Raw genomic sequence first — 22,090 nt, forward strand, 5'->3', positions numbered from 1 at the left:
ATCACCGGGAACCGACCGCGGGTCGGTTCCTCATGCCTGCCTGATGCGGACTGCCCGTTGACCGATGCGCGGTGCCGCGCGGGTAGCGATCCTAGATCGCTACCCGCACCGGTGACGACTGACGGTTGATCACACCCGGTAGGTACCAACCGTTGGTCGATACGCGTTTATCCGGTACGCCCGTGGCTCACCCCTTCGGGGTGAGCTTCAACAACCGGCCGTTCTTCCCGTCTTCCAGCAGCCAGATGGCGCCGTCCGGGCCCTGTTCCACTTCGCGGATGCGCTCGCCCATGTCGAAGCGCTCGGCCTCGCGCGCGTTGTCGCCATCGAAGGCCACCCGCACCAGCGCCTTGGACGACAGCCCGCCGATGAAGCCGCTGCCCTTCCACTGCGGGAACTGCGCGCCGTTGTAGATGATGAAACCGGCCGGCGAAATCACCGGCGTCCAGGTCACCTTGGGCGCGGCGAATTCCGGGCGCGTGCTGTGGTCGGGAATGTCGCGACCGTCGTAATGGTTGCCGTTGGATACGATCGGGTAGCCATAGTTGGCGCCTCGCTGGATCAGGTTGAGCTCGTCGCCACCGGCCGGGCCCATTTCGTGCACCCACAGCTTGCCGCGTGCATCGAAGGCGATGCCCAGCGCATTGCGGTGGCCCAGCGACCAGACCTGCGCGGCCACGCCGCCCTGCGAGGCGAACGGGTTGTCGGCCGGCACGCTGCCGTCGTCGTTCAGGCGCACGATCTTGCCGAGGTTGCCGCCCATGTCCTGGGCCGGATCGAACTTCTGGCGTTCGCTGGAGGTGATCCACAACTTGCCGTCCGGACCGAACGCCAGCCGGTGGCCGTAATGGCCGCCGCCTTCCACCTTCGGGGTCTGGCGCCAGATCACCTTGAAGTCCTGCAGCGTGCCGCTGCCATCGGCGGCCAGCACCAGGCGGGCGCGGCCCACGGCGGCGCCGCGGGTGTCGCCTTCGCCAGCTTCGGCATAGCTCACATACACCAGCTGGTTCTTGGCAAAGCCGGGGTGCGGCAGCACGTCGCCGAAACCGCCCTGGCCGGCGTAGGCCACCTTGGGCACGCCGCTGATGGCTGCACGTTTGCCGGTTTTCAGGTCCACATGCTGCAGGGTGCCGGCCTTTTCGCTGACCAGCAGGCTGCCATCGGGCAGGAAGCTCATTGCCCACGGTTCGTTGAAGGTGCCTGCTTCGGTGGCGGCAAAGGGCCACTCGGCCTTCTTCAGGACCGGGGGGGCCGCCTTGTCAGCGGCCACGCAGGCGGTGGCGAAGAGGGGCAGGGTGAGGGTGACGGCGAGCGACAGCAGCAGCTTGCGGGTCATGGGGAATCTCCGGGTGGGGATGCGATGGCCAGCCATGGTTGTACAGCATGCCCATCAACGCGGCGTGGACCATACGTCATCCCCCGTAGGCGCGCGGGCCGTGATCGGCTACCGTTGGCGCGGGCTGCCCGTGGGGCGGCGTATGCGGCTTGCCGCCATCAAATGGAGTTGGATCACATGAAACAACAGGTGCACAAGCCGTCCCCGGCCTTCATCGCCGCCTCGTGGGCAGCGCTGCTGCTGGGCGCGGCGGCCTATCTGGTTGGGCTGTTCAACGCCGAGATGGCGCTCAACGAGAAGGGCTACTACCTCACCCTGCTCCTGTTCGGCCTGTTTGCGGCGGTGTCGCTGCAGAAGAGTGTGCGTGATCGCGTCGAAGACATTCCGGTCAGCGGCCTGTACTACGCGCTGTGCTGGTTCGCCCTGCTGGCCTCGCTGCTGTTGCTGCTGGTGGGCCTGTGGAACGCCACGCTGCTGCTGAGCGAAAAGGGCTTTTACGGCATGGCCTTCGCCCTGAGCCTGTTTGGTGCGGTGGCGGTGCAGAAGAACACCCGCGACCTGATGGCCGCGGGTGGCAATGTGCGCGAGATCCCGCCGCTGCCCAGCGGCGACTAAGCGCGAGCAGGTGCCGCGCGCTGCCTCAGGTGCCGCGCGGCACACCCTTGTCCAGGTGCGACTGGTGCAGGGCGGTGGATTCATCCCAGCCGCGGCGCACGGCGTTGCGCGCCTGTTCCCAGGTCAGCTTGCTCTTGCCGCGCTCCTGCGCCCAGCGCGTTTCCAGCTCGGCTTCCACCTGCTCGTAGGCGCGGATCATCTCGTCGGCCCGGGAGTAGTGGCCCAGCTGGTAGGCCGGCTCGTAATCGTCGTAGAACTGGCTGTTGTCGTAGTACGGCTCGCTCGGGAAGCGTTCGCGCCAATAGTCCGATACCGCCTGGCGCGGCACACCGTCTTCCGGCACCCGGCCGGGAATCTGGTAATCAGTAGGCATGTGGTGGCTCCGGTTGGGTGAGGCTCCACCCTACCCAGTGGCCGGTTAACGCCGTGGACCCACGAGGTGAATGACACATCAAGCGTCATCCACCGCGCGGTGTCTGTTCAGGCCGGTCGGTCCTTGCGCGGCAGCATGTAGATCACCGCGCCCACCGCGAAGGCAATGCCGGCGGCGGCGATGTTCTGCCAGCTGGCACTCACGAACAGCGCCACGCACAGCACCAGCGCCAGCACCGGAATCACCGGGCCACCCGGCAGCTTCAACGCACCGGGGCGGTCGCGGAAACGGCGCGCCAGTACCAGCACCGCCGCGGCCGTGCCGATATAGGCAAACAGGCGCGTGGTCATCGACAACAGCGCCAGCTGCACGAACGAACCGGACAGCGCCAGCGCCAATGCGATCACGCCCTGGGTCACGATGGCCGCCGCCGGCGTGCGGAAGCGCGGGTGCACGTTGGCCAGCACCTTCGGCCCGTAGCCATCGCGGGCCAGGGCGAACAGGAAGCGCGGGCCCATCATCATGGTGTTGCTGTTGGTGCCGAGGATGGAAATGGTGGCGCCGATGGTGAGGATCAGCGCCAGCGCTTCTCCGCCGAAGCGGGAGGCCGCGTCGGCCAGCGGCGTGGGCGAGGCGGCCAGGTTGGCCAGCGTGCCCTGTGCCACCAGCTGTACCGCACCGTAAATGACGGTGACGCTGATGATCATGGTGATCAGCGCGAACGGAATGTCGCGGCGCGGGTTCTTGTACTCGCCCGCGGCGGCCGGGATGTTCTCGAAGCCCGCATAGGCGTACAGCAGCAGCAACGCCGCCTCGCCCATGCGCTGCAGGTCGTGCGGGTCCGGGCGGACCCCGGAGAAGGCCAGATCCATGTCGACGTAGAACGCGCCGATCGCCACGAACAGCAGCAACGGCAACAGCTTGCCGATCACCAGGATCACCCCGGTGCGCGCGGCCGAACGCACGCCGGCCACGTTGACGGCGGTGAGGAAGCCCAGCGACACCACGATGATCAGCACGCGGCCGAGGTCGTGCCCGGCCCATGGCCAGAACCGTGCGACTGCGTCCGCCAGCGCGTTGCTGAGCGCGGCGGCCGAGCTGATCCGGGTGAGCCAGATCATCCAGCCGATCTCGAACCCGGCAAACCGCCCGAACGCCTCGCGGGCGTACAGGTAGCTGCCACCGGGTTGGTCGAAGTAGCTGGCCGCCTGCGCGTAGCACAGCACCAGCAGCGCCACCACGATGCCGGCGGCAACCACGCCCCACAGGCTGAAGGGCCCGAGCAGGGCGACGGTGGCGGCGGGCAGCAGGTAGATGCCGCTGCCGATCACATCGTTGATCGACAGCCCGACGATCTGCCAACGGCTGACCGCGCGTTCCAGTTGGGGATCGGCCGGGGCGCTCATCGGGTGGTTTCCGGTGCGGGCGGCAGGTTCCAGTCGTGCTGCATCTGTTGGTACTGCGTGCGCGGCAGCAGCACGAACAGGGGGCGCCTGGTCGGATCCAGCCAGGCCAGCAGGCGCTGCATGTGTTCGGGCTGCATGGCGGTGCAGCCGGCGGTGGCCTCCCCGGGCGTGCGCCACAGGTGGGCGAAGATGCAGCTGCCGAGGCGCGCTTCGCCCTTCGGGTTGTGCTCGATCACAAAGCCCTCGCGATAGCGCACATCCCCTTTGTTGTGCAGGTCCAGACGCATCGGCTCGGTGGAGCCTTCCACCGCGTCGCTACCCACGACCTCGGCGTCGACGATGCGGTTGTAGTACGGCGAATCGGGCACGTCCATGCAGTAGCTGCTGGCCAGCATCGCCTGGTACGGCAGGGCGGTGGTGATCGTCGGGGCGTAGCCGAAGGCCAGGCCGATGGTGAAGACGCCGGCCGGGCTGCGACCATCGCCTTCCTTCTTTACCGGGTCCCCGGGCTTCACCGGGTCACCAGGTTGGTGCGGGCCAACGCCTTGCGCCGGTACCACGCCCACGCCCCAGGCGCTGCCGTTGCGGCCTACGGCCACGTCGAATGCGCTGCCCTGTGGCGTCCAACCGTGCGGGGTGCGTTCATAGGCCTGCAGCCGGCCATGGGCGGCATCCCAGCTGTCAGTGACGACCACGATCATCTGGTGGTGGTCCTGCAACGGCCCCACTGCCGGAGTGAGCGCGGCGGCGGGCAGGGCGCTGGTGGCCAGCACGACGGCGAAGACGGATCGGAACAACGGCAGCATCGTGGCGGACTCCAGAAGAGCAGGTGTTGATCAGGTATCGATCAGGTGTTCGATCCGTTCCAGGTTCACCCCGAGCTGGCGGTGGCGGTCCGGGTTGGCATGGCACAGCAGCACGAAGACGAAATCCAGCAGGGACTGCAATGAGGCACGGTACAGCAGCTGGGCCAGGTGTGGCGCCGGGTCGTGCGCGCACAGCACCAGGGACGCATCGGCGTGCGCGCGCAGCGGGTTGGCGCTGTGCCGGGTGATCGACACCACCTTGCCGCCCACGTCCTGGAACTGGCGCGACAGCTGGAACAACTGCGGTAGCTTGCCGAACTCGGAAAACACCAGCATCACGTCGTTGGCGCGTGCCGCCGACAGGTTGGCCATCATCAGGATCGGGTCGGCGTGGTGCACGGTGAGCATGCCCAGCAAAGACAGCCGCATGGCGAACTCGCGCGCATACAGGCCGTCGTCGCCCAGGCCGTAGACGAACACCTTGGGCGCGGCGTCGATCAAGTGCACGATGGCCTCGACATCGGCCTGCGGGTTGGCCACCCGGGTCTCTTCCTCGGCGGCGGCCTTGCTCAGCCGCAGGCGCTCGGCGATACCGGTGTAGGCGTTGCTGTCGGCCGCGGCCGGCGCCTGGGCCTGGGTGCCGTTGCCGGCGCGGGCCACCGCTTGGCCGATGGAGTACTTCAGGTCGGGGTAGCCCTTGAAGCCCAGCTTCTGGCTGAACTTGACCACGCTGGACTGGCTGATCCCCAGTGCGCTGGCCAGCTGCTGGGACGAGTAGTCGCGCAGCAGGTGGGCGTTGTCGAGGATGAAGTCGGCGATGCGGCGTTCGATTGCCGACATGTGGTCACGCTCGGAGCGGATTTTCACCAGAGGGGGCATGGGTGGGGCATCGGGTCCGGAAAGGAGAGCATACGCAAACCGCCGGGCAGAGCCGACCGTTGGTCGGCTGCGCACCCCGGAATTGCACGAGGCAGAGCCGACCGTTGGTCGGCTACGCACCCCGGAATTGCACGAGGTAGAGCCGACCGTTGGTCGGCTGCGCACACCGGAATTGCGCGAACAGCAGCCACCCATGGGGTGGCTCTACCCGCAGGCGGTGCAGGCAGGGTCACCACCGCGGCGGCGTGATCATCTCCAGCCCCCGCACCTCGGTGATGCCCAGCCCGGGCGCGTCGCTGATGGTGATCTCCGATTCGTTGAAATTCACCCCGCCGCTGACCGGGTTGAACTGCCCCAGCGACGGTCCGTCCAGGTCCACCTTGGTGATCACATCGCTCTTGGCCACCGCCAGGTGCACGGCCGCCGCCACGCTGATGCTCGACTCGATCATGCAGCCGATCATGCACGGTACCCCGTAGATGGCGGCGATGTCGGCGATGCGGATCGCGTTGGACAGCCCGCCGGTCTTCATCAGCTTGATGTTGATGATGTCCGCGGCGCGTTGCTGGATCAGGTCGACCACCTGGCCGGGGTTGAACACGCTCTCATCGGCCATCACCGGCGTGTTGACCCGGTCGGTGACGTACTTCAGCCCGCTGATGTCGGCGGCCTTCACCGGCTGTTCCAGCAGTTCCAGCACCACCCCGGCCTCTTCCAGCGTGCGCATCGCGTGCACCGCCTGCTTGGCGGTCCAGCCCTGGTTGGCGTCCAGGCGCAGCAGCGCACGCCCCTGCACGGCGGCGTGGATCGCCTTGACCCGTTCGATGTCCAGGCCGATGTCCTTGCCCACCTTGATCTTCAGCGACTCGAAACCGCGTTCGATCGCCGACAGCGAATCGGCCACCATCTTGTCGATGTAGTCCACGCTGATGGTGATGTCGGTGGTGATCACCGGGTCGCCACCGCCCAGCATCTGGTACAGCGGCGCCTTGTGCAGCTGCGCCCACAGGTCGTACACCGCGATCTCCACCGCGGCCTTGGCGCTGGTGTTGCGTTCCATCGCACTCTGGATCAGCGCGCACACATGGTTGAGGTTGGCCACGTCCTGGCCGATCAGGCGCGGCTTGATGAAACTGTTGATGGCCTCGATGATCGAGCCGTGGGTATCACCGGTGATCACCGCGGTGGCCGGCGCTTCGCCGTAGCCGGTATGGCCGGTATCGGTGCGCACCAGCACCACCACGTCTTCCACCGTATCCACGGTGCGCAGCGCGGTCTTGAACGGGGTCTTCAACGGCACGCGCAGCATGCCAAGTTCGATGTCGGTGATCTTCATTCAGGAGTCTTGGCTCGAAGGCGCTGGATGTTGGTGATGCGGTCGATGTAGCTCACGGTGTCGCTGGCCATCATCGGCTCCAGCGGGGTCACCGACACGCCGTTGAGGTGCGCCTGCACGCGGGTGCCGTCGGGGCCGGACCAGCTGCCGCCGGCGGTGTCATGGATTACCCAGGTGCGGCCGTCCACATGGCCGATGGTCATCATGACGTGGCCGGGGATGTAGACCAGGTCGCCCACCTGCAGCTGGTTCACCGCCGTGGTGCGCCGGGCCTTGCTGTCCTTGCCGGCGAAGGCGATACGGTCCAGCGCCGGGCTCACCGCCTGCGCGCTGGTGTTGCGCGGCATCAGCACGCCCACGCTGCGGTAGATCTCGGACACGAAGCCGCTGCAGTCGCGGGTGTCGTAGTCGTGGCCCCAGCCGTAGCGCTCGCCAAGGAACTTGAAGGCCTGGGTGAGCAGGGTGCGCGGGGTCAGCGGCAGGTAGTCGGCCGCACTGTCCTGCGAGCGCGGCAGCAGCGCTGGTACCAGCGCCAGGCGACCATCGTCATTGCGCACCGGCAGCTGCAGCACGTAACCGGCGTGCGCCTGCTGGCCGTTCACCGGGGTGCCCGGCGGCCAGTCGGCCAGCACCGGCAGCCGCACGCCCATGTCCAGCTGCAGGCGCGACACGCGCGGTTCTTCCGGCGTGTAGGCGGTGAAGGCGGTCGCGCCGGTGATCACCCGGTACGGCCCGCGCTGGCCGTAGCCGAGCACCGTGGCCGCATCGCCGATGCCGACGAAGCGTTTCTCGATCCATGCCGCATAGCGCTCGCTGGTGACGAACAGCCATTGGCCATCGGCGCTTTCATGCATCACCGCCACCGCGTCGCCGGGGAACAGCGCCGATTCCTGGAAGCGGTCGATATCGGTGTCGCCCTGGGTGGTGAACACCCGCAGCGAGGTGGGGAAGGCGCGCAGTGCGGCGCGATGGGTGACCAGTCCGTACTGCAGCGCGCGTTGTGCGGGAATGGCCGCCAGCGCCAGGTTGTCCACGCTGGCGCTGCGCTGCGCCGCACCGAGCGGCTTGCCATCCACGCCGTACAGGGTTTTCTCCGGCCACTTCGACAGTGCCTGCACCGCGGCCAGTACCTGTGCACGCGGCAGCTGTGCGGGCAGTGCGCGCAGGTCGTGGATGGAGGCATCTTCGGCGCGCATGCGCGCGTTCTGCGCGTCGATCTGGGCGCGGTCCAGGATCACCGCATCGGCATTGGGCAGGCGGGCGGCCCAGTACTGCGGGGTGAGGTGGGCCTCATGCAGATCCACCACATACGGCAGCGGCGCGCCCGGGTCGGGGGTGCCGGGCGCGCTGCCGTCGGCGGCCCACGCCGGCGCGCCGGACACCGCCAGCAACAGTGCCAGCACGCGTTTGGCGGCGGCGCGGGTCATGCCGCCCACTCCGTGGCCACATCGGCCGCATAGCGCTTCGGTAGCGAAGGCGCCGCGCGGTAGTAGGTGCCCATGCGAACGTAGGCGTGCGCGCGCCAGGGGAACTGCGCGATGGCGGTCGCAATGGTGGCTTCCAGCGCCGCCCGGTCGGCCCAGGTGGTACCGCAGCTGCCGCAGCCCCATACCGGCGGGTGCAGCGTATCGACCCAGCAGGCATCGCCGGTGCAGGCGCATTCCGGACAGGGCAGGGAGGGCGTGGGGTCGACCGGGCGCGCGGCACCGGGCTGGGTGGGGTCCACCGCAGTGCCGTGGTAGCAGTGCGGGCAGTCCAGCATCACCAGGCGCATGCCCTTGGCGCGGCAGGTATCGAACAGCACGGCCTGCGCCCCGGTCGGCACGAAAGCGGCCTGGCAATGGTCGCAGCGCAGCTCTGGATGATTCATGGGGCACGTCCTCCAGCGGCGGCGGGTGTCATGGAATACTTATTCCTTTCGCTGTGGAATGCAAGAATAAATTATTGACCGACGTCACGGCCCGTGTTACACAGCCTTACCACCCGCGCTGGGGAAGTGTCGCTGTGGATCGTGTCGTTCGCAAACCGTTTGTGCCTGTTGCCGCCAGTCTGCTGGTGGCAGCGCTGCTGTCGGTGCCGTCGGCCCAGGCCGGGCGCGCCGACACCGGCACGGCAGACGACGCGGCCGAACACGCGCGCGTCGCCGATCTCATCGATGCCGGGTACTTCGCCCGCGCCGAGCAGCGCATCGCCACGCACGGCAGCCCGCCGCCAGCGGCCTACGACGAACACACGCTGGCCTTCCAGCGCGAGCGCATGCGGCGGATCCGGCTGGATTTCAGCCTGGACACCGCCGCGACCAAAGACGCCGTGCGGCGTTCGATTCCGGACCTGCGCGACGACGAATTCGAGCGCTGGGACCGGCAGGGGCTGTTGGAGCATCTGGACATCGACGGCACCCGGTTCTACTTCAAGCGCGCGCCGTCCAATCTGTTCCGGCTGAGCGATGAAGCACATGCGCGCCGCCGTGCCGACGCGCCACTGCCCAGCGACGGTCCGTTCGAACACCTCACCCCGTACCACGCCAACGTGGTGGAGGCGGCCACGGCATCGGGGCAATCGTCGGTGCTGCCGCAGCGGGTGGAAGTCACCCAGTCGCTCACGGTGAAGGCCGATGCGGTGCCCGCCGGCACCACGCTGCGCGCGTGGATTCCGTACCCGCGCGCCATCGCCGGCCAGCAGGAACAGATCCAGTGGCGCGGCAGCACGCCCGACCAGGCGCGCATTGCCCCGGCCAGCGCGCTGCAACGCACGGCCTACCTGGAAGGCACCGCCGTGGCCGGGCAGCCCACCCGGTTCGAAATCCGCTACGCGCTCACCGTGCAGGCCCGGCACACCCGCATCGACCCGGCCGTGGTGCGTGCCACGCCTACCGACCCGGCGCTGGCCCCGTACTTGGCCGAACAGCCGCCGCACGTGCGCTTCACCCCGGCCCTGCGGCTGTTCTCCGACCAGGTGCTGCAAGGCGAAACCCGCCCTTACGAGGTGGCCCGCCGGCTGTTCGATGCGGTCGACCGCATTCCGTGGGCCGGCGCGCGCGAGTATTCCACCTTGACCAACATCAGCGACTACGCGCTGCACGCCGGCCACGCCGACTGCGGCCAGCAGACCCTGCTGCTGATCACCCTGCTGCGCATGAATGGCATCCCCGCGCGCTGGCAGTCGGGCATGGTCTACGCCGACGACGCGGTGGGCTACACCAACCTGCACGACTGGGGCGCGCTGTACCTGGCCCCGTATGGCTGGGTGCCGATGGATGTCACCACCGGCCGCCTGGACAGCCCGCAGCCGGCGCTGCGCGATTTCTACTTCGGCGGGCTTGATGCCTACCGCATCGCCTTCAACGACGCCGTCAGCCAGCCGCTGGTGCCGGCCAAGCGCTTCCCGCGCTCGGACACCGTGGATTCGCAGCGCGGCGAGGTCGAGTGGGATGGCGGCAACCTGTACTTCGATCAATGGAACTACGACTTCCAGTCGCACATCGTGCCACTGGCGGTGAAGCGGTAAACGGCACCACCCACGATTCCATATCTGCAGGAGAGAGCAGGGAATGAACACGAACAGGTTGAAGCGGGCGGCGCTGTGCGTCGCGTTGGGGGCGTGCCTGGGCACGTTGGCGCCGGTGGCGATGGCGCAGGACGGCGCGGTGGTGGGCAAGCTGCTTACCGACCCGGGCCAGCGCCTGGACAACGCCACGGTGACGGTGCGCAACCCGTCCACCGGCTTTGTGCGCTCGGTACGCGCCGAGGCCAATGGCAGTTACCGCATTCCGCTGCTGCCGGTGGGCACGTACGAGCTGGAGGTAGCCGTCGCCGGTGGCGCGCCCACCCGCGTGGGCCAGATCAACGTGGGCCTGGGCAGCGCCACCACGGTCAACGTACCGGTGAGTGGTGTGAGCACGCTGGGGGCGGTGGAAGTGCGCGCGCCGCAGGTGGTGTCGATGGTGGATGTGAAGTCCACCGAGTCGGCCACCAACATCACCCGCGAAGAACTGTCGCGGCTGCCGGTGGACCGTGACATCACCGCCGTCGCGCTGCTTGCGCCCGGCGCGGTCAAGGGCAAGGGGTCGCTGGGCGGGCAGGGCATTTCCTTCGGCGGCTCGTCGGTGGCCGAGAACACCGTCTACATCAACGGCCTGAACGTCACCGACTTCTACAACCGGGTGGGCTTCTCCTCGGTGCCGTTCGGCTTCTATCAGGAATTCCAGGTCAAGACCGGCGGCTACTCGGTGGAGTTCGGGCGCAGCACCGGCGGCGTGATCAACGCGGTGACCCGCTCGGGCAGCAACGACTTCCAGGCCGGCGCGCAGCTGGTGTTCGAACCGCGCGCCTGGCAGTCGCAGGCACGCGACCGCTACACCGCCGATGGCAGCCGCTACATCACCGCCAGCCGCGACGACTACAGCCGCAGCGCACTCAACGTGTTCGCTTCCGGCGCGCTGGTGCAGGACAAGCTGTTCTTCTTCGGCATGTACGAAGCGCGCGACTACACGCCCCAGTCCACCAACGACGCCGGCACCGTGTTCAACGCCGGCAAGGCCGACGACCCCTTCTGGGGCGGCAAGCTGGACTGGCAGATCACCGACAACCAGATGCTGTCGCTGTTCGGCTTCTCCGACAAGAGCGACACCATCACCGACGTGTACCGCTACGACTACGCCAGTGGCCGCGCCGTGGGTGACAGCACCAACCAGATCTACAACACCGTGGGCGGCAAGAACTGGTCGGGCACCTACAGCTGGCAGGTCAACAACGACCTGACCATGAAGCTGATGTACGGCGAGAACAAGCGCAACCGCTCGCAAAGCAGCCTCATGGACCAGAACTGCAACCGTGTGTTCGACAACCGCACCGCCAGCCAGGGCGTGCCCACCGCGCTGCAGGGCGACCGCAGCTGCACCAGCAGCTCGCAGCTGGAATCGGCACTGGATACCCGCAAGGCCGCGCGTGCGGATTTTGAATGGTCCATCGGCGACCACCTGCTGCGCTTCGGCCTGGACCGCGAAGAGAACACCTCCGACTACGAACGCGCCTACCCCGGTCCGGGCGGGCTGCGCTACGACGTGTACTACCGCACCCCCGGCAGCTCGCTCAACGGCGGCATCGTGCCGGCCAGCGGGCTGGTGGTGCGCACCCGCCGCTATGAAGTGGCCGGTTCGTTCGAGACCATCAACTCGGCCTACTACCTGGAAGACAACTGGCAGGTCACCCCGAACTTCCTGCTGAACATCGGCGCGCGCGTGGAAGGGTTCGACAACAAGGGCGGCGACGGCAACAGCTACATCAAGATCGACAACATGATCGCCCCGCGCCTGGGCTTCTCCTGGGACATGCGCGGCGACGGCACCACCAAGCTGTTCGGCAACCTGGGGCGCTACTTCCTGCCCGTGGCCAACGTGATCAACATCAAGCAGGCCGGCGGCTTCCTGGACGAGCGCACCTGGTATGAGTTCCTGGGCTATTCCGGCGCGGCAAACAACGTGCCCGGGTTGGGCGGGCAGATCGGCCCGGTGGACAATTCGCAGGGCGACGGCAGCGTGCCGGACCTGCGCGCGGAGGTGAACCGCGAGATGGACCCGGTGTACCAGGACGAAGCGATCCTGGGCTTCCAGCACATGCTGAGCGAATCGTGGTCGCTGGCCGCCAGCGTCACCTACCGCCGCCTGCACAACGCCATCGACGACATGAACATCACCGCCACCGGCCAGTGCGGTGCCATCGACGGTGTCTGGATCATGGGCAACCCCGGCCGCACCAACACCGTGTGGGGCGACAGCAACTGCGACGGCAGCAACGATGCCTGGATCGACATCGACACCTCGCGCGAAGGCTGGGCGTTGTACGACGATGACGGCAACTACGTGGGCCAGCGCGGCTGGGTCAAGCCCAAGCGCGACTACAAGGCGCTGGAACTGCAGGTGGACCGCGCCTGGGACGGCACCTGGGGCTTCAATGCGTCCTATACGCTGGCCTATGGGCGCGGCAACGCCGAAGGCCCGGTCAACTCCGACACCGACTTCGCCGATTCCGGGCGTACCGAGAACTTCGACAATCCGTGGGTGAACTACCGCGGCTACGGCTACCTGGCCAACGACCGCCGCCACCAGTTCAAGTTCCGCGGCAGCTACGCGCTGACCGAGAACCTCACCGTGGCCGCCACTCTGGGCATCCAGTCGGGCAGCCCGATCACCCGCTTCGGCGCCGGCAACCCGTTCGACGACACCGACTTCCACAGCTATTACGTGTGCGTGTCCAACTGCCAGGCCACCGTGCCGTCCGAACGGGTGTTCGTGCATTCCCCGCGCGGCGGCGATGGGCGCACGCCGTGGACCTACGACCTGGACATGAGCATTGCCTACAAAGTGCCGGTGCCGCAGGACATCAACCTGAAGCTGGCCGTGTACAACGTGCTCAACCAGCAGCGCATCGTGTCGGTGGACCAGGACTACGAACCACAGGACAGCATCGGTACGCTGAACCCGATGTACGGGTACGGCACCGGGTTCCAGTCGCCGCGCTATGCGCAGCTCACGGTGACCTGGAACTACTGATGGGATGACCGCGATGACGCTGCACCGGTGGCGTGCGCTGGTGGTGGCGCTGGCTGTTTCAGCCAGCGCCATTGCAGCGCCCGCACCGCCCTTCCAGCCGATGTTCGACCAGGCCCGGCAGCACTACGCGCTGCCGGGCCTGGCCATGGCCGTGGTGGAAGACGGACAGGTGGTCTATCAGCACACCGCCGGCGAGCGCCGCGTGGGCACAGGTGAGGCCATCGATGAGGACACGCTGTTCAAGATCGCCTCCAACAGCAAGGCGATGACCGCCGCGCTGCTGGCACGGCTGGTCGACCGCGGTGCGTTGCGCTGGGACGACCCGGTGATTCGATACCTGCCGCAGTTCCGCATGCACGATCCGTGGGTCACCGAACACATGCAGGTGCGCGACCTGCTTATCCACAACAGTGGCCTCGGCCTGGGCGCCGGTGACCTGATGCTGTGGCCCGAACCCAATGCCTTCACCCGGCAGGACATCATCGCCGGGCTGGCGCATCTGAAACCGGTCACCAGCTTCCGCAGTGGCTACGCCTACGACAACCTGATGTATGTGGTGGCCGGGGAGGTCGCCGCGCGCGCGGGCGGCAAGCCGTACGACCAGTTGCTGCGCGAGGAGGTATTCGTGCCGCTGGGCATGCAGCGCTGCCAGGTGGGGGCGTGGTCGGTGGCGGCGGTGGGCAACGTGGCCCAGCCGCACGCACGCCGCGATGGCCGCAACGTGGTCACCCAGCCCGATGCCGACACCAGCCCGGACCTGACGTCCATGGCCGCCGGCGGCATCCGCTGCAGCCTCAAGGACATGACCCGCTGGATGCAGGTGCTGCTGGACCCGGCGCAGGTGCCGGGATGGCTCAGCGATGCGCAGCGCCGCGCGCTGTGGAACGCGCACATGCCGATGCCGATCGGTGCGCGCCAGCGCCAGTGGGACAACGCGCACTTCGCTGCGTATGGCTACGGCTGGCGCCTGTCGGACCTGGACGGCCAGTGGAAGGTCGCCCACACCGGCACGCTGTCGGGTATGTATTCCTCGCTGGCGCTGCTGCCGGACCGGCGCGTGGGCGTGGTGCTGTTGATCAACGGCGATGCCGAAGATGCCCGCACCGCGCTGATGCAGGCCGCGCTGCGGCACTACACCGCGCCCGATGACAGCAAGGGCGTGCTGGATTACGCGCGCCTGCTGCGCGACGAGCAGGAACAACGCCGGGACAGCGGCCACGTGCGCCCGGACACGCGTGCGCGCACGCCGGCCAGTCTGCAGGCCACGACCGCCTGGCAGGGCCGCTACCGCGACCCGTGGCTGGGGCCGGCCCGTGTGTGCCCGCACAATGGCCGGCTGCGTTTCCAGGTGGAGAAGTCGCCGCAGTTGCAGGGCACGGTGATGCAGCTGGGCGCGCGCTGGCTGGTGCAGTGGGATACGCTCGGGGCCGATGCCGAGCCCTGGCTGCAGCCGCAGCCGGGCACGCCGCCCACGCTTGCACTGCGCGCCATCGACCCGGATATCGACTTCAGCTATGACTACCAGGACCTGCAGTTCACCCGCATCGGCGATTGCCCGTAGCGCCTTGCTGATGCTGGCCGTCATCGGCGGTGCGCAGGCGCAGCCGGTAAAGGTATCCCCCGCGCGCACCGTCGAGCAGGCCGGGCTGGTCGACCTTGCCCGCCAAGTGCCCGACATCGCACTGGACATCCGCTACGCCGGCAGCAACAACTTCACCGCCCACCCCGTGCCCGGCTACGACGCGCCCAAGTGCCTGCTGCTGGCGCCGGCGGCTACCGCACTGGCCGCGGTGGAAGCCGATCTGCGGGCCGAGGGTTACCGGCTGCGCGTGTTCGACTGCTACCGCCCGGCGCAGTCGGTGCAGGCGTTCGTGCGCTGGGCCCATGACCCGGCCGAACAGTCGCGCAAGGCGCTGCAGTATCCCGACCTGGACAAACCGGCTCTGCTGGGCGGCTACATCGCCGAGACCTCCGGCCACAGCCGCGCCGCCACCGTCGACCTGACCCTGCTCGATTGCCGCACCGGCCCCTGCAGCGCGCTGGACATGGGCACCGACTTCGACTTCTTCGGCCCGCGTGCGCATACCGACGCGGCAGACATCAGCGCCCTCCAGCGCGGCAACCGGCAGCGGCTGGTGCAGGCGATGGCCCGGCACGGCTTTGCCAACTACCCGCTGGAGTGGTGGCACTACACCCTCCGCCCCGAGCCGGACCCGCACACCGCCTACGACGTGCCGGTGCGCTGAACGCCGGAGGCGCGGGCCACGCCGCTACACTGTGGCCTGACCTGCCGCCCGGACCACGATGAACCTGCCGCTGCACTTTGGATTGCTCGGAACCCTGGAAGCAGGGCTGATCGCGCTGCTGGTCGGCCTGCTGGTGTATGCGCTGTGGCACCGCCTGTGCCGCGCGCTGGGCTGGACCGCCGGGCACGCCATCGGCTGGGCCTGCGTGATCGCGGTGGTGGTATCGGCCGGCATCGATGCGTGGAATCTGTTCTACATGGGCATGATGCGTTTGGAGTCGCCGCTGTACGCGCGGTTGTTCCTGGCCGGTATCCACGACCCCAACGAACTGGGCTCGCGTGTGGTGCTGGAAGTGGCCGGTGCACTCGGCGGTGTTGCGTTGGGCTGGATGATATTCAGTTCGCGCTCAGGCGAAAAAAACGCCAGCGACGGCTGATATTCCGTTCGCATCCGGTTAAATCCGCGCCCGTTGAATGCTCTTCTTACTGCCTGCTCACCTGCACATAACCTGTGCGGTAAACGACGCGCGTGGGCAGGTGGTTAAGACCGCGTGCGCAGGCCGGTTGCGACGCAAAGTTGATTCACAAACGCGGTGGCAGTGTGGGGCCGTGCGGAAAAACAACGAACCGTGCAACACCCCAATCGCAGGAGACCACCCAATGACTATTCGCAACCGCAAGCCCCTGATCGCCCTGATCGTCGCCGCAGGCAGTGTGCTGGCCATTCCGGCGATGGCCCAGTCCGCGCAGCAGAGCGCCGCGCAGGCACAGAATCAGGCCGCGCAGGCCCAGCAGGCAGCGGCGCAGGCCGGCCAGGCGGCAGATTCGGCCGCAGGTGCCGCCGCGCAGGCCTCGCAGCAGGCCAGTGGTGGTGGCCAGACCTGGGCCAGTGTGGATACCGACGGCAACGGCACCATCAGCAAGACCGAAGCCCAGGTCAATGCGGGTCTGGCCCAGGTATTCGACCAGGCAGACAGCAACAAGGATGGCGAGCTTTCGCCGGACGAGTACAAGGCGTACGTGGCGGCCCAGCAGGGCAAGGCCGCCAGTGGCAGCGGCGCACAGCCGGGCAACTGATCCACGTGCAGCATGCAGTTCATTGAGCGCAAGGGCTGAACACCGCTGGACACCGGTGAACAGCAGTGAGGGGTTGGGCGGCTTCGGCCGCCCTTCTTTTATGATGGATCCCATGGATCATCCCGGCCGCCGGCCTCCCTTCGACGTCTACCTGCCCGTACCGGGCGAACCTCCGCCGCAGCGGGTGTCGCACCTGGCGCCCGGCGAAGTGGTGGTGGTGACCGGTGCCTCGCCCGGGGGCTGCGCCGAATCGATCCCCTTTGAGGATCACGGTCCGCGCTGGGCCAACGCGGCCCTGCAGCAGGTGCTGGGCGAACTCAACACCCGCGGCCTGCCGTTCCAGTACCAGCCCCATGACCCCGAAGGCCCGGCCGCGCTCATGGCGTGGTGGCAGGAGACCGGGCAGCTGGCCAGCAGCTACCGCCAATTCAGCTGGCAGGGCCCTGGCCAGTGGCTGCTTACCCGCATCGAGCTGCCGCAGCTTGGCGTGCTGGGCTGGGACGGCCCGCGGCCGTTCGGCCAGTGAGCCGATGATGTCATTGGGCTGGCGCGGCGCTGTTGCTATCCTTGCCTGATGATGACCTCCTCGCCCGCGCCCACCGGCGCCATCGGCCTGGTCGGTTTTGACGGTGACGACACGCTGTGGAAGAGCGAAGACTATTACCGCAAGGCCGAGCAGGATTACCTCGACATCCTGTCGCGCTACATCGACGTGCACGACACCCAGACCGCACGCCACCTGCTCGAAGTCCAGCAGCGCAATCTCGGCGTGTTCCGCTACGGGGTGAAGGGCATGACCCTGTCGATGGTCGAGGCGGCCATCGAGATCACCCAGCAGATGATCACCGCGCGCGACCTGCAGCAGATCCTGGACATCGGCCATGACACCCTGCGCCACCCGGTCGAGCTGATCGACGGCGTGCGCGAGTCGGTGACCGAGATCGCGCGCGACTACCCGGTAGTGCTGATCACCAAGGGCGACCTGTTCCACCAGGAGGCCAAGATCAAGCTGGCCAACCTGCGTGATCTGTTCCCGCGCATCGAGATCGTGTCCGAGAAAGACCCGGAAACCTACGCGCGCGTGCTGGAAGAATTCGATCTGCCGATCGAGCGCTTCTGCATGGTCGGCAACTCGCTGCGCTCGGACATCGAACCGGTGATCACCTTGGGCGGCTGGGGCATCCACACCCCGTACGCGGTGACTTGGGCGCATGAAACCCAGCACGGTGTGGCCGACGACGAGCCGCGCATGGTCGACGCCCCGACCGCCTTCGACTGGCCGCAGGCCCTGCGCGCCATCGAAGCCAAGGCCGCGCGGGCCTGACCGGCATGCAGCGCTGCGGCGGTGGTGTCCCATGACCCTGCGCACGTGGCTGGTGCTGCTGGTGCTGATGCTGCCGTGGGCGGCATTGGCGCAGCAGACCGCGGAGAAGTCAGAAGCCTATGTGGTCGACACCGGCGATGCCTGGGTGGACGCCCAGCTGCAGGACATCAACCACTACGCCGAACGCTACCCGGACAGTTTCCTGGACGAGGTGGCGCGCTATGCCGGCGTGTCGCGTGGCTACATCGCCGCGCTGATGTACACCCACGGCTGGCAGGCCGGTGACATCTACTTCGCCTGTTTCTGGGCCCATGCCATCGAGCGCGGGTGCCGCGACAGCGTGCAGGCCTGGAGCCGCGCGGTACCGGAAGAGGGCCAGCCCAAGCGCTGGGAGGACGTGGTGGCCGCGCTGCCGGTCACGCCGACCAACCTGCATTGGCGCGCGCTGCGCCACGCCATCGTAGCCAGCCACGACCACTGGGACCGCCCGATCACGCTGGACGCCACCCTGCAGCGCCAGCTCGGCGACCGCGCCCAGCGCCAGCGTGCGGCGAGCAACCCCACGCCGCCGGCGCGCTAGTTTTCTGCGCACGCCCCCATGGGGTGCTCTCCCCGCAACGCCCCTTTGTTGCTGTGCAGATCGCGGTAACCCCCGCCCTCGGCGACAATGCGCGCTTGCTGCACCTTCCCCCGTGATCCGTTGCCGAGTACGTAATGAGCGCCGACCGTTTCGTTTCACCCGACGATATCCGCAGCCTGTTCGCCCAGGCCATGTCCACCATGTACCGCACCGAGGTGCCGCTGTACGGCACGCTGGTGGACCTGGTGGCCGAGATCAACGATGCCGTGCTCACCGCCAACCCGGCACTGGCCGAGCAGTTGGACCGCACCGACGAACGCAGCCGCCTGGACCAGGAGCGCCACGGCGCCATCCGCGTGGGCACTGCCGAGGAACTGGCCACGCTGGGTCGCCTGTTCGCGGTGATGGGCATGCACCCGGTGGGCTATTACGACCTGTCGGTGGCCGGTGTGCCGGTGCATTCCACCGCGTTCCGCCCGCGCACCGCCAAGGCGCTGGCGCACAACCCGTTCCGGGTGTTCACCTCGCTGCTGCGGCTGGAGCTGATCGAAGACGCCGCGCTGCGCGAGGAATCGGCGCGCATCCTGGCCCGGCGCCGCATCTTCACCGACGCCGCACTGGCCCTGATCGACCAGGCCGAGCGCGACGGTGGCCTCAGCCAGGATGATGCCCGCCGCTTCGTCATCGAATCGCTGGAGACGTTCCGCTGGCACGGCGATGCCACCGTGTCGCTGGCCACCTACCACGCGCTGCACGATGCGCACCGCCTGATTGCCGACGTGGTCAGCTTCCGTGGCCCGCACATCAACCACCTCACCCCGCGCACGCTGGACATCGACGCCGCCCAGGCCGCCATGCTCGCGCGCGGCATCGACGCCAAGGCCGTGGTTGAAGGCCCGCCGCCGCGCCACTGCCCGATCCTGCTGCGCCAGACCAGCTTCAAGGCGCTGCAGGAAACCGTGCACTTTCCGTCGGGCGAGGCGGCCGATGCCGGCACCCATACCGCGCGGTTCGGCGAGATCGAACAGCGTGGCCTGGCACTGACGCCCAAGGGCCGCGCGCTGTACGACCAGCTGCTGGCCCAGGCACGTGACAGTGGCGGCGCCGGCAGCACCGGGCAGGATTACCCGACCCGCCTGGCCGCCGCGTTCACCGCGTTCCCGGACGATCACGCCACCCTGCGCCGCGAGGGCCTGGGCTACTACCGCTACGCCCTCACCGACGCCGGCCGCGCCGATCCGGCCGCCATCGGCGACCTGCCGGCCGAGGCCCTGATCGCCGCCGGTCTGGCCAGCGCCGACCCGATCGTCTACGAGGATTTCCTGCCGGTCAGTGCCGCAGGGATCTTCCAGTCCAACCTGGGCGGCGAAGAACAGCGCGCGTATGCCGCCCACGCCAACCGTGGAGCATTCGAGCAGGCGCTGGGCATGCAGGTGGAAGACGAATTTGCGATCTACGAACGCCTGCAGGCCGAATCGCTGGCGACGTTGCGCAACGCGTAATACCCGGGTCCCGTGCGCCACGACCAACGGTCGTGGCCTACCGCCGGTGGATCACGCCTTCATCGTGCCCGTGTCCAGCCACCGCTGGTGCCACGACAACGCTTCGGGCAGCAGATGCGGGGTGTGCTTGCCGTAACTGTCGCGGCTGGCGCGCTCGAAATAATCGTTGAGCTGGTCGCGGAAATCCGGATGCGCGCAGTTGTCGATCACCACCCGCGCGCGCTTGCGCGGGGTCAGCCCGCGCAGGTCGGCCAGGCCCTGCTCGGTCACGATCACCGACACGTCGTGCTCGGTGTGGTCCACGTGGCTCACCATCGGCACGATCGCCGAGATGCTGCCGTTCTTGGCCGTGGACGGGCTCAGGAACGCCGACAGGAACCCGTTGCGCGCGAAGTCGCCCGAGCCGCCAATGCCGTTCATGATCCGCGTGCCCATCACATGGGTGGAATTGACGTTGCCGTACAGGTCCACCTCGATCATCCCGTTCATGCCGATGCAGCCCAGGCGGCGCACCAGTTCGGGATGGTTCGAGATTTCCTGCGTGCGCATGATAATGCGCTCGCGATAGAAATCGATGTTCGCCTTGAACGTTTCATTGGCCTGCGGGCTCAGTGCAAACCCGGTGCACGAGGCATAGCTCAGCACCCCGTCGCGCAGCAGGTCGAGCATGCCGTCCTGGATGACCTCGGTGAACGCGGCCAGGTCGCGGAAGCCGCTCCTGGCCAGCCCGGCCAGCACCGCGTTGGGAATGTTGCCCACGCCGCTCTGCAGCGGCAGCAGGTTGGCCGGCAGCCGGCCCTTGGCCACTTCGTGCTTCAGGAAATCGATCAGGTGTTCGGCGATCTGCTCGCTGGTGGTGTCGATCGGGCTGAACGGGCTGTTGCGGTCCGGGCCGTTGGTGCGCACCACCGCCACGATCTTGTCCGGGTCGCAGCGCAGCGAGGTTTCGCCGATGCGGTCGTTGGCGTGCACCAGCGGAATCGGCTTGCGGTGCGGCGGTAGCGCCGTGCCGTAGTAGATGTCGTGCATGCCGTCCACGCCGGCCGGCTGCCATTCGTTGACCTCGATGATCACCTTCTTGGCCAGGTCCAGCCAGGTCTTGTTGTTGCCCACCGAGGTGGACGGCACCAGCGAGCCGTCCTCGCGAATGGCAGACACTTCCACCACGGCGGTGTCGATGTCGCCATAGAACCCGAACCACACGTGCTGGGCCACGTGGCTGAGGTGGATGTCGATGTAATCCAGCTTGCCCTCGTTGATGCGGTTGCGTGCATCCGGGTCGCTCTGGAACGGCATGCGCATGGCGATGCCGTCGGCCTTGGCCAGGGCACCGTCCAGCTCCGGGGCGGTGGACGCGCCGGTCATCAGGCTGATCTGGAAAGGCAGCCCCTGGGCATGCACCGCCTCGATGCGCTGGGCCAGCGCCACCGGCACCGCCTTGGGATAACCTGAACCGGTAAAGCCGCTCATGGCGACGGTTTCACCCGGCTGGATCAGGGCGGCGGCAGCTTCAGCGGATACAACGCGGTCACGCAGACGCGCGTTGGCAATGCGATCGACAGACATGACGACAACGTTTCTGGGGGGATCTGCATTATCGGCGATCCACGCCGAACGGGGTGTGCGACCAAGGTGGGATGGCGCTTCGGGCTATCGGCACCCCCTGTTCAGTTTTGCAATGACTTCTGTACCCGCAAGTATTGTTTTGCAGTGCAGCGTGCAACTTTTCCGAGGACCCTAGAAGATCGACCTGCATCCCGACGTGGGGGAGGGAGCAGAGCCCGCTGGCAGTTCGCTGCAAGCGGGCTTTTTATTGCCTGAAATTCGGCAATGGCGCCCCGTAGAGCCGGGCTCTGCCCGGCTGCTCTGCGCTCTAACGTCATGCACGCCCGACCCAAGCCGGGCAGAGCCCGGCTCTACGCACCATCTCGCGCTGGCGGGGCAGGGGCTCCATGGCCGCGGACACGTCCAGCGCCCACAAACCCACCCGGTAGGGTCGGATCCCCATCGACCGCCGCCCCAGCCCATCGCCGCGGCGAACGCATGACCTCGGCCGAAGAA

The 22,090-nt window shown here is 67.7% G+C and carries 20 protein-coding genes; 11 read left to right on the forward strand and 9 right to left on the reverse strand.

The window, feature by feature from the left end:
• Nucleotides 1–187: 187 nt before the first annotated feature.
• Nucleotides 188–1,336 (reverse strand): PQQ-dependent sugar dehydrogenase, encoded by a 1,149-nt coding sequence (locus tag GQ674_RS00360; protein WP_159495544.1) that lies wholly within the window; start codon nucleotides 1,334–1,336, stop codon nucleotides 188–190.
• A 177-nt stretch (nucleotides 1,337–1,513) separates the two neighbouring features.
• On the opposite strand from GQ674_RS00360, the gene yiaA reads away from it, so the two are divergent.
• Complete coding sequence (yiaA, locus tag GQ674_RS00365) at nucleotides 1,514–1,951, forward strand: inner membrane protein YiaA (protein ID WP_038690881.1); 438 nt, start codon at nucleotides 1,514–1,516, stop codon at nucleotides 1,949–1,951.
• 25 nt (nucleotides 1,952–1,976) lie between these two features.
• On the opposite strand, the gene GQ674_RS00370 is transcribed toward yiaA, so the two are convergent.
• The 7 genes from GQ674_RS00370 to GQ674_RS00400 all read right to left on the reverse strand — a co-directional run bounded on the left by GQ674_RS00370 (nucleotide 1,977) and on the right by GQ674_RS00400 (nucleotide 8,621).
• The gene (locus tag GQ674_RS00370) at nucleotides 1,977–2,324 is read right to left on the reverse strand and encodes a hypothetical protein (protein ID WP_038690880.1); all 348 of its coding nucleotides are present in this window, start codon (nucleotides 2,322–2,324) and stop codon (nucleotides 1,977–1,979) included.
• A gap of 107 nt (nucleotides 2,325–2,431) precedes the next feature.
• Complete coding sequence (locus tag GQ674_RS00375; protein WP_159495545.1) at nucleotides 2,432–3,730, reverse strand: amino acid permease; 1,299 nt, start codon at nucleotides 3,728–3,730, stop codon at nucleotides 2,432–2,434.
• Nucleotides 3,727–4,536, reverse strand: a complete 810-nt coding sequence (locus GQ674_RS00380; RefSeq protein WP_159495546.1) for a hypothetical protein — start codon at nucleotides 4,534–4,536, stop codon at nucleotides 3,727–3,729. The genes GQ674_RS00375 and GQ674_RS00380 overlap by 4 nt, the downstream gene beginning before the upstream one ends.
• A gap of 30 nt (nucleotides 4,537–4,566) precedes the next feature.
• Complete coding sequence (locus tag GQ674_RS00385) at nucleotides 4,567–5,415, reverse strand: MurR/RpiR family transcriptional regulator (protein ID WP_159495547.1); 849 nt, start codon at nucleotides 5,413–5,415, stop codon at nucleotides 4,567–4,569.
• A 229-nt stretch (nucleotides 5,416–5,644) separates the two neighbouring features.
• On the reverse strand, nucleotides 5,645–6,751 hold the full coding sequence (locus GQ674_RS00390; protein WP_159495548.1) for a dipeptide epimerase: 1,107 nt from the start codon (nucleotides 6,749–6,751) through the stop codon (nucleotides 5,645–5,647).
• A complete protein-coding gene (locus tag GQ674_RS00395; RefSeq protein ID WP_159495549.1) occupies nucleotides 6,748–8,178 on the reverse strand; it encodes an SH3 domain-containing protein in 1,431 nt (476 codons plus the stop codon). Before GQ674_RS00395 ends, GQ674_RS00390 begins: the two co-directional genes overlap by 4 nt.
• Nucleotides 8,175–8,621 (reverse strand): hypothetical protein, encoded by a 447-nt coding sequence (locus GQ674_RS00400; protein WP_159495550.1) that lies wholly within the window; start codon nucleotides 8,619–8,621, stop codon nucleotides 8,175–8,177. The genes GQ674_RS00395 and GQ674_RS00400 overlap by 4 nt, the downstream gene beginning before the upstream one ends.
• A 134-nt stretch (nucleotides 8,622–8,755) precedes the next feature.
• On the opposite strand from GQ674_RS00400, the gene GQ674_RS00405 reads away from it, so the two are divergent.
• The 10 genes from GQ674_RS00405 (at nucleotide 8,756) to GQ674_RS00450 (ending at nucleotide 20,029) form a co-directional block, all read left to right on the forward strand.
• Nucleotides 8,756–10,258, forward strand: coding sequence for a transglutaminase-like domain-containing protein (locus tag GQ674_RS00405; protein ID WP_159495551.1), 1,503 nt, complete (start codon nucleotides 8,756–8,758; stop codon nucleotides 10,256–10,258).
• A gap of 43 nt (nucleotides 10,259–10,301) precedes the next feature.
• Nucleotides 10,302–13,301, forward strand: coding sequence for a TonB-dependent receptor (locus tag GQ674_RS00410; protein WP_159495552.1), 3,000 nt, complete (start codon nucleotides 10,302–10,304; stop codon nucleotides 13,299–13,301).
• A 4-nt stretch (nucleotides 13,302–13,305) separates the two neighbouring features.
• Nucleotides 13,306–14,862, forward strand: a complete 1,557-nt coding sequence (locus tag GQ674_RS00415; protein WP_236546155.1) for a serine hydrolase — start codon at nucleotides 13,306–13,308, stop codon at nucleotides 14,860–14,862.
• Between the two features lie 10 nt (nucleotides 14,863–14,872).
• The gene (locus GQ674_RS00420) at nucleotides 14,873–15,547 is read left to right on the forward strand and encodes a M15 family metallopeptidase (protein ID WP_236546270.1); all 675 of its coding nucleotides are present in this window, start codon (nucleotides 14,873–14,875) and stop codon (nucleotides 15,545–15,547) included.
• Between the two features lie 58 nt (nucleotides 15,548–15,605).
• A complete protein-coding gene (locus GQ674_RS00425; protein WP_159495554.1) occupies nucleotides 15,606–15,983 on the forward strand; it encodes a hypothetical protein in 378 nt (125 codons plus the stop codon).
• A gap of 223 nt (nucleotides 15,984–16,206) precedes the next feature.
• The gene (locus GQ674_RS00430) at nucleotides 16,207–16,623 is read left to right on the forward strand and encodes an EF-hand domain-containing protein (RefSeq protein ID WP_159495555.1); all 417 of its coding nucleotides are present in this window, start codon (nucleotides 16,207–16,209) and stop codon (nucleotides 16,621–16,623) included.
• Nucleotides 16,624–16,735: 112 nt separating this feature from the next.
• Nucleotides 16,736–17,149, forward strand: a complete 414-nt coding sequence (locus tag GQ674_RS00435) for a hypothetical protein (RefSeq protein WP_159495556.1) — start codon at nucleotides 16,736–16,738, stop codon at nucleotides 17,147–17,149.
• Nucleotides 17,150–17,197: 48 nt separating this feature from the next.
• Nucleotides 17,198–17,947, forward strand: coding sequence for an HAD family hydrolase (locus GQ674_RS00440; RefSeq protein WP_159495557.1), 750 nt, complete (start codon nucleotides 17,198–17,200; stop codon nucleotides 17,945–17,947).
• Between the two features lie 31 nt (nucleotides 17,948–17,978).
• A complete protein-coding gene (locus GQ674_RS00445) occupies nucleotides 17,979–18,527 on the forward strand; it encodes a hypothetical protein (RefSeq protein WP_159495558.1) in 549 nt (182 codons plus the stop codon).
• Between the two features lie 134 nt (nucleotides 18,528–18,661).
• The gene (locus GQ674_RS00450; protein ID WP_159495559.1) at nucleotides 18,662–20,029 is read left to right on the forward strand and encodes a VOC family protein; all 1,368 of its coding nucleotides are present in this window, start codon (nucleotides 18,662–18,664) and stop codon (nucleotides 20,027–20,029) included.
• Between the two features lie 51 nt (nucleotides 20,030–20,080).
• On the opposite strand, the gene GQ674_RS00455 is transcribed toward GQ674_RS00450, so the two are convergent.
• Nucleotides 20,081–21,595 (reverse strand): acetyl-CoA hydrolase/transferase family protein, encoded by a 1,515-nt coding sequence (locus GQ674_RS00455; RefSeq protein ID WP_159495560.1) that lies wholly within the window; start codon nucleotides 21,593–21,595, stop codon nucleotides 20,081–20,083.
• Nucleotides 21,596–22,090: the final 495 nt, after the last annotated feature.

This window comes from Stenotrophomonas sp. 364, from assembly GCF_009832905.1.
GTDB classification, from domain to species: domain Bacteria; phylum Pseudomonadota; class Gammaproteobacteria; order Xanthomonadales; family Xanthomonadaceae; genus Stenotrophomonas; species Stenotrophomonas maltophilia_AP.